The organism is uncultured Campylobacter sp., assembly GCF_938045595.1.
Taxonomy (GTDB): domain Bacteria; phylum Campylobacterota; class Campylobacteria; order Campylobacterales; family Campylobacteraceae; genus Campylobacter_B.
This window is the reverse complement of the sequence record NZ_CALIBB010000089.1, coordinates 1-8595: the sequence shown is the minus strand read 5'-3', so window position 1 is coordinate 8595 and position 8595 is coordinate 1. Positions and strand designations below refer to the sequence as shown.

Sequence of the window (8595 nt, the reverse complement as noted above, 5' to 3'; positions counted from 1 at the left end):
GGCAGAACCCAACAAAAGCGTAGCCGATAGCAAAGAGATAAAATTTACGTCGCCTGCCGATCTAAATTTAAATTTATATCATTCGTAAGGATTAAAATGAAAGCACTATTGTTTGTACTAGCGTCGGTTCTGTTTTTGAAAGCCGCGAGCGTAAGCGAAATTTATTCTCTAGGGGCGCCTGCGTGCGATATTTACGATTTAAATTAAAGAAATGTAATAGCGGCGACGGCGAAGCATGCTATTTGGCGGCTTTAATTCTAAATAATAAATCTTGCGCACGAAAAAACGACGATTTGGCATTGGAATTTTTTGAAAAATCATGCAGTTTGGGATATGCCAAAGGCTGCATTTTTATGGGACAAGCGTATTCGCTTACTTCTTTGGACGAAAAACACGCGAAAATCAAGACATATTACGAAAGAGCTTGCGAGCTGGACGCGAAATTTTGCGACGATTACGGGCTTTTATATTTTTACGGCGAGGGCGTAAAAAAGGATGAGCTTGCGGCAAAAGAGTATTTTAAAAAATCCTGCGATGCGGGAAATCCCGCAGGATGCGGGCACTTTGCCACATCGTTAAACAGAGAGAATGAGAATATAAATGAGGTTATGAAATTTTATGAAATCGGCTGCAACGGAGAGCATTACCCTTCGTGCTACGCTTACGGACTGCTGTTGTGGGCTAAAGTAGATAAAAATAAAGGCAAAAATTTTTGCAAGAAGGCTTGCGATAAGGGTAATATAAAGGAAGCGTGCAAATGGGTGCTTGATATGAGCGAGGAGGAGAAAGAGCAAATTTTATATTTGGGGCGGTATTTAAAGCTGGGCTGCAAAGACGGCAATGCGCAAATGTGCAAGGTTTTAGAAAAAAAGAGGGAATTAGGGCAGAATTTTAAATACTAAATTGCCCCACTTGCAAGCTCTTAAAATTTGGGCTTTAAAATTTAATCTTAATTGGGCTATAATCTTAGAATTAATATTCAAAAAAGGAGTTTTTATGCAAACACAAAATAATTTTATAAACCGCGAGCTAAGCTGGCTACGCTTCAATACACGCGTGCTGGAACAATGCAAAAAGGATATCCCGCTAATTGAAAAATTAAAATTTCTAGCGATTTACAGCACGAATTTAGACGAATTTTATATGATCCGCGTGGCGGGCTTGAAGCAGCTTTTTACCGCCGGCGTTATAACCAGCGGGGACGATGAGATGACGCCTCTTGAGCAGCTGCGCGCGATCCGCTCCTATTTAAGAAACGAACAAACCGAGCTTGAGCAGCAGTATTTCGGCATCCAAAAGGAGCTTTGCAAAAACGGGCTTTTTATCAAAAGCTACGACGAGCTGCAGCCCGAGCTAAAGCCGGTGGCGGACGAGTTTTTCTTCTCGCAGATAATGCCAGTAATCGTCCCTATCGCAGTGGATGCGACCCATCCGTTCCCGCATCTAAACAATCTCAGCTTCTCCCTCGCAGTCAAGCTCTGCGATGAGGGCGCGCCCGAGTCGGTGCATTTCGGGATGATTAGAATTCCGCGCGTGATCCCGCGCTTCGTACAGGTCGCGCAAAATACCTACGTGCCGATCGGCACCATCGTAAAACGCCATGCGGAAGAAATTTTTCCGGGCTACAAGCTCATCAGCTCCGCAGCCTTCCGCGTCACGCGAAACGCAGATATCGTAATCGAAGAGGAGGAAGCGGACGATTTTATGATGATCCTAGAAGCGGGGCTTAAGCTGCGCCGCAAGGGGGCTTTCGTACGGCTTCAGATCGAAAAGGACGCCGATGCCGAACTATTAGAATTTCTAAATTCCCATCTTAAAATTTTTTACAAAGATATATATGAATGCGCCGTGCCGCTTACGCTGGACGGGCTTTGGGAGATCGCTTCCAATAAGGATTTTTCCTTTCTAGCTAACCCGCAATATCTGCCAAAGACGCTGCCTCCCTTTAACGAAAACACCTCCGTTATGAGCGCTATGGAGAAAGAGGATATCTTGTTAATTCATCCTTACGAGAGCTTTGATCCGGTGCAAAAACTCATCAAAGAAGCCGCCAAGGATCCAAAGGTCATCTCAATCCGTATGACGCTGTATCGCGTGGAGAAAAACTCCCCGATCGTCCAGAGCCTGATCGAGGCCGCAAGCGACGGCAAGCAGGTAACGGTGATGGTCGAGCTTAAGGCGAGGTTTGATGAAGAAAACAACCTGCACTGGGCGAAGGCGCTCGAAGACGCGGGCGCGCACGTCATCTACGGTATCACGGGCTTTAAAGTCCACGCCAAGGTAACTCAGATCATCAAAAAAGAGGAAGGCAAGTTAAAATTTTATATCCACTTAGGCACGGGCAACTACAACGGCTCGAGCGCTAAAATTTACACCGACGTGAGCTTTTTTACCTGCGGCGACCGCTTCGATAAGGACACGACAAATTTCTTCCACATCCTCTCGGGCTACAACAAAAACCGCAAGCTAGACAACCTCGCTATGTCGCCGATGCAGATCAAAGAGCGGCTTTTAGCGATGATAAAAAACGAGGAGAAAAAAGGCTCTGCCGGCAGGATCATCGCTAAGATGAACGCTCTTGTCGACGGCGATATGATCAAGGCGCTGTATAAAGCAAGCGCTGCGGGCGTAAAGATTGATCTAATCGTGCGCGGCATCTGCTGCTTGCGCCCGGCGCTTAAGGGCGTTAGCGAAAATATCCGCGTGATCTCGATCGTCGGCAAATACCTGGAGCACGCTAGAATTTTTTACTTCGCGCACGCCCAGCCCAGCCTATATATCGCGAGCGCGGATTGGATGCCGCGAAATTTAGAGCGCAGGCTGGAGCTGATGAGCCCGATTTACAACGAAAATTTGCAAAACAAACTCAAAGAAATTTTAAAACTTCAGTTAAGCGACAACGAGCTTGCATTCGAGCTGCAAAGCAGCGGCGAGTACCGAAAGATCGCGCCGAAAAAGGGCGAAGAGAGGATCGACGATCAGGAATTTTTAGAAGCTTATTTTAGTAAAATTTATAAAAATATCCGCAAGCACGATGAAAGCGGCACGGCGCTAACTAAGCTTTTGAAAGAGAGCTAGACATCTAGAAATTTTGCGTCGTTTGGGCTAGCTATTCGCTAAGCCCACGCGCAGACCGAGATCATAAAATACTAAATGCAGAATTTTACGCCGTGAACGTGCGAGTAGATTTACGGAAATTTTAAAGGGATTAAATGAAAAGATATCTTTATCTAGCCGTTATAGCTATGTTTTTGCATGGGTGGAGTCTTTGAAGACGTGGACAAGTTCTATGAGGACGGCGATTATTCTAAAGCGATAAAAATGTGGCAAGAGGCTTGCGACAGTGGAGAGGCGCAAAGCTGCTATAGGCTCGGGGGTTTATATAAATTCGGCATCAATACCACGCAGAGCTATCAAAAGGCAGCGGAGGTTTATAAAAAAACTTGCGACGGCGGGGATATGACTGGCTGCTATGAGCTTGCAGGACTATACTTCGAAGGCTATGGCGTTAGACAAGACTATCAAAAGGCGGCGAGCCTGCATCAAAAGGCTTGCGACGGCGTTAATATGTTTTCGTGCAATTTGCTTGCAATTTCATACGAATCCGGTATCGGCGTCCCAAGAGACAAGCACAAGGCTATGGTTTTGCGTCAAATGATTTGCGATAACGGTGATGCAGATATGTGCAATAACCTTGCATATTTATATAAAAACGGCGACAAGGTCAGACAGGACTTGCAAAAGGCGGAGATTCTATATAAAAAAGCGGCTGTTTCGTACCAAAAGAAAGCTCAAATAAATCAAAAGAAATGCGATGAAGGCGACTTATATGAGTGCCAGCGCCTAGCGGATCTATATATAGACGGCAGGGGCGTAAAGAAGGATTTCAAAAAGGCTGCGGATTTATACCAAAAGGCTTATGATGGCGGCAGGGCGGCGGCGTGCTTGACTCTGGGAGACTTTTACAAAGCAGGTAATTACCAAAAAGCAGAAAGCCTATATCAAAGCGGGCTAAATTTGCTTAAAAATACTTGCGAGAGCGGGGATGCGGACTCGTGTAGTTATCTCGGGGATTGATACAAAAATGGATGGCATATTAAACAAGATAGATCCTTAGCAAAAGAATTTTACGGGAAAGCATGCGATTTAGCAGAGCAGATCGGCTGCGACGAATACAAGCAATTAAACGAAGCAGAACTCATCGATGATAAGCACGGCATCGCACCTAGCGTGCCTTAATCCATGAAAGCTTGCATGCTTGCGCGCAAACAAGGCTACGCAATCAGCGAGCTATCAATTTTTTAGAATTTTAAAATTCTAAATTTTATAAATTATCTTAGGCGCAACTTCCTAGAAATACTAATCTGCCATGATGCCAGCTATATACTACGCGTAGATAAAATTCCGCTTGCTTATGATAAAATTTTGAAATTTCTGAAGTTAGAATTTTAAAATTTACTCACTGTCTCATCGTCTACATTTCATAAAAATACTTTTAAATTTAAAAGCGGCGCTATAACCATTCGCGCCGCCGAAGTAGAAATTTTAAACCCGCTAGATTTTAAAATTTCACCTCCGCAGAGAGCATAAAGCTTCTGCTCTCGCCCAGCGTCACGCCGTTTGCCGAGCCTAGCACGCTAGTTACGTTAAGACCGCCCGCGCCGTCGGCGCTCGCAGGATACATTCCCGCCCAGTATTTTTTGTTAAATACGTTATTTACGTTGAAGCGCAGCGTGGTCTTATCGCCCAAAAGATGCTCGCTCGTATATCTGACGCCGATATCAGTAACGAAAAAGCTAGGCGTGTGCTGAGTGTTTAGATCGTCCAGATACATCTTGCCGGTGTAGTGGAAATTTGTACTGATCGCAAGCTTATCGGTGCCCGGGATCACGTAATCAAGCATTAAATTTGCATTGATTTTAGGGATGCCGTTTGCGACCTTGCGATTAGCACCCGCGATACTTACGTTATGCATCTTAGGATCGATGTAGGTAAAGCCTCCAAGCACGCTTAAATTTTCAGTTATTCGTCCGCCGCTCATAAACTCAAATCCGCGGTTGCGCTGCTCTCCGTTTATGCCGTAGATTCCGGTAGAGCTGTTTAGATACGCGATAGGTCTGCGGATATCAAAATACGCCACGCTAAAATCGATCATATCGGCTACGCGGATCTTAGCGCCGATCTCGTGCTGCTTGGAGCGATACGGCGACGTAGAGGCGACTTCGCCCGCATATGGGCTGCTCGCCGGATAAACATAGGTAGAGCCCTGCTGCAAGCTATCTGCGTAGGTGTAGTAGATACTAGCGTCCTCTACCGGATAAAAGATCACGCTGCCCGCCCAACTATAGCCCGAATCGCTGTAGGCTTTGACAAGTCTTTGCTGACGGGCATTGTAGGATTCCTGCCTCATCCACGCCTTAGATGCGCTTAACATTACGTCAAATTTATCGTTTATCGTGATATCGTCTAACACCGAGACGTTATACATATCCAAAACCGCATAGTGATACAGACCACTTCCGCGTCTAGCACCGGTGTAATCTAAAATTTTAGGATCGTTTATATTGCCGATAGTAGGCGAGACATAGTTTGTGCTCGTATTTTTATATCTATCCTGCGTCCAGTGATAGCCGTTGGTCTGCACGCTAAAATCGTGCCCTACGCTGCCCGTGTCAAACTGCGTGTTGGCCTTGAGATAGCCGCTTGGCAGGTCATATCTATATGCTGCCGTAGCACCGCCGCTGTGTCTGGTTTGATAATCGCCCGGCTTCGTATATTGCGGATGCGTGCTAGGCAAGATGTAGTTTACGACGCCGTGAGTATCACGATCGGCACGCTGAAACTGAAAGCCGCCCTCGAAATATAGCCTATCCGTCGGTGAGTATTTAAATTTCGCGCTTGCGGTAGTGGTTTTTAGATGCATTCCTCCAAAGCTCTGCCCAAGACCGCGTTTTGAGGAATCCACCGCCTTTGGAAGCACCATTCCATCAACGATCTTGCCGTTTATTACGCCGAGGGCAAACTGCCCCGCAAAGCCCTTGGTATTGTGCTCGTAATAGCTCGCCGCGGTTTCAAAAGTAAGATCGCCCGTCGGATAAAATTCCATCGTGACGCTGGCTAAGCGGCGCTGTAAATTTGAACCCTTTGGCTGTCTGTCGCCGTTTGATCCGTAAAACACCGCACGGTAGCCGAATTTTTCAAATTTATCGGATAGATCAAGCCCAAGACCTAGGTTGCTTCGCGACATATAATCGCTCCAAATTATGTATTGATCTTTTACCGGGCGCTTGCGCGTGTAGCTGAAAATCCCGACCGGATTTTGTGCGCCGTAGAGCGAGCCTGCGACGCCGTTTTGTACCTGAAAGCTCTCAAACATCGCCATCGGAATCGCCGTCGTCGAAACCGTATAAAAGCCGTCCCAGAAGCTGTTGCCTACGACGCTACCTTCAAAGCCGCGTGTCTGCGGGCGTCCGACCGTAACGCCGCCGCGCATCTGAATCTGCGCGGACGGGAAGTATTTGACCGCCTCCTCGTAGCCGGTGACGCCTTGGTGGTTCATGATCTCCTTGCTGATCGTGTTGATCTGATAGGGAAGATCCAAAGCGCGCTTGCCCGCAAGCAGGCCTTGTTGCACGTTTTTGCTCAAAAAGCCCTCGTCGATGCCGCTCTCGCTGATATTATCGCCGACGGAATTTACCTCGATTACGCCCATATTCTGCGACTTTTCAGGCGCAGAATTACCGCCACTTTGCGCTGCAGCCAAACTGCTGCATAGTAGGCACATACATGCCGCTAATGAAATTTTAAATTTCATCGTTTTCCTTCGTTCCATTATTTTCCCTTCGTTATGGATATATTTAATATTATTTTTTAGCATATTAGAAAAACTTTCCTAAATTTAGACTAAATTCGAGATATAAATTTATATATTTGTAGTCGCATTTTTTAGCTTTAAATTTCATAGACGATATACTGAGATACAAAAGAAAAATTGCGCAAATTTATATGAAATTCTAAATTTTTAATGTAAAATCGCCCGTATGAAAAAACTAATACCGGCGCTTATGCAAGTGCAAAATCGACTCAAAAACTACAAATGCTTATATGATTCGCAGCTGATGCACCATGCATCAAGCCTTAGCTTTCACACGATTCTGGCGCTACTGCCGGTGCTGATGGTCTCGCTTAGCGTCTTTATGCAGCTACCAAGCTTCAAAGGCTACTACGACAAGATTATGGGCTTTATCTTTTCAAACTTCCTGCCCGCAAATCAAGCGAGCATGGCACACTATATCGAGGAATTTATGGCTAACGGCCTAAGCCTTGGCGTAACGGGCTTTTGCGCAGTGTTAGTTACGTCGGTGCTGTTTTTCGGAGACTTTGAAGCGATTATCGCGCGCATTTCGCATTCACCCGAGCGAAGCTTTTTTAAGAGCCTAAGCACCTACTGGACGCTGATGACGCTCGCTCCTGTGGGGCTTGGAGCATCGTTTTATATCAGCGGCGAGCTTCAGGAGCTACTAAATAAAACCGAGTTTACGAGCTGGATAAATTTGCTTAAAATTCTACCCTACTTAATCGTTTGGGGGATCTTTGCGATCACTTATGCTACGGCGATCAACCGCGAGATCCGCGCAAAAGCGGTGCTTGCCTCATCGCTCGTAGCATCGATTTTATGGTGGCTTTCAAGACTGGTTTTCGCGCAATACGTCTTTTATAACAAAACCTATCTTAGCATCTACGGCTCGTTTTCGGTCGCGCTATTTTTCTTTCTGTGGATCTACATAAGCTGGATTTTCTACCTATACGGCGTGAAATTCTGCGTATTTTTGGACGCTAAATTTAAAAGAGGTGGCGAGCGACAAAGCGCTTGAAATTTTTAAATTTTCATAACAAATTTTACGAAAGATTATAGTAAGAATTGACGATAATCGTATATAAATTGGCTGTTTAAACGATAAGCTATCGTCAGCGAAAGGATTAAATTTGAGCTCTCGTCTTTGTTCGGTCTATATACGAGCGATCTACTTTAAATTATAGAATTTTTAAAGGAGGGCTAGATGGCGTTTGTTGCGGAGCATATTTCTAAAGTTGATTTGGAAAGATACAATGTTGCAAATATTATAAATAATTGTTGTCTAAAATATGGCTCAATAGTCTATGATGATTACTACCTAGATAAGCTGGATTGGGTTATAGATAGACAAAGAGATGCCTGGTTTATGTTTGTTTGCAGAGTGCCTTTGCCAGACCCAAGAGATGGCCTTACGGGAGAAGTTATTTGGCTACTGCATTATAGAGGTAAAAATATCGAGCTTGATATAAGGCGAATTTATGACGAGACTACGAGTAAATATTTCACGGAAAATCCATTTAAAATCAAATATAAATTCCAAAGCGTAAATTCTGACATTGGAGATATTTCAATGGATGAAATTTATGAAATTTTAAATGAAGCATTATTGGAATATGGAGATGATGGCATCGATGGTAGAAAATTTCTGCCAAAAGATCATGAAGTCGTAACTTTTCTGCACGATTAAAACTCAAACAGACGATGAGCTGCGTCAAAATACCTCTGATATTTCACTATCC

Annotated in this window: 6 protein-coding genes; 5 read left to right on the top strand and 1 reads right to left on the bottom strand. The window is 44.8% G+C overall.

The features are described 5' to 3' along the window. Nucleotides 1-353 precede the first annotated feature (353 nt). From Q0340_RS03520 to Q0340_RS03510, 3 genes are all read left to right on the top strand, one after another. The gene (locus Q0340_RS03520; RefSeq protein ID WP_298082182.1) at nt 354-902 is read left to right on the top strand and encodes a hypothetical protein; all 549 of its coding nucleotides are present in this window, start codon (nt 354-356) and stop codon (nt 900-902) included. A gap of 94 nt (nt 903-996) precedes the next feature. Further along, nucleotides 997-3078: an RNA degradosome polyphosphate kinase gene (locus Q0340_RS03515; RefSeq protein WP_298082181.1), complete on the top strand. Its 2082-nt coding sequence runs from the start codon at nt 997-999 to the stop codon at nt 3076-3078. A gap of 198 nt (nt 3079-3276) precedes the next feature. Beyond that, a complete protein-coding gene (locus tag Q0340_RS03510) occupies nt 3277-4077 on the top strand; it encodes a tetratricopeptide repeat protein (protein ID WP_298082180.1) in 801 nt (266 codons plus the stop codon). Nucleotides 4078-4561: 484 nt separating this feature from the next. On the opposite strand, the gene Q0340_RS03505 is transcribed toward Q0340_RS03510, so the two are convergent. Further along, a complete protein-coding gene (locus Q0340_RS03505; RefSeq protein ID WP_298082183.1) occupies nt 4562-6814 on the bottom strand; it encodes a TonB-dependent receptor in 2253 nt (750 codons plus the stop codon). A gap of 226 nt (nt 6815-7040) precedes the next feature. Here Q0340_RS03505 and Q0340_RS03500 point away from each other — a divergent pair, with 226 nt between their 5' ends. Together Q0340_RS03500 and Q0340_RS03495 are read left to right on the top strand one after the other, a co-directional pair. Continuing rightward, nucleotides 7041-7874 carry a YihY family inner membrane protein gene (locus Q0340_RS03500; RefSeq protein WP_298082179.1) on the top strand — a complete coding sequence of 278 codons (834 nt, stop codon included), beginning with the start codon at nt 7041-7043 and terminating at the stop codon, nt 7872-7874. A gap of 186 nt (nt 7875-8060) precedes the next feature. Further along, entirely contained in the window at nt 8061-8543 is a 483-nt protein-coding gene (locus Q0340_RS03495) for a hypothetical protein (RefSeq protein ID WP_298082178.1), read from the top strand. Nucleotides 8544-8595 lie beyond the last annotated feature (52 nt).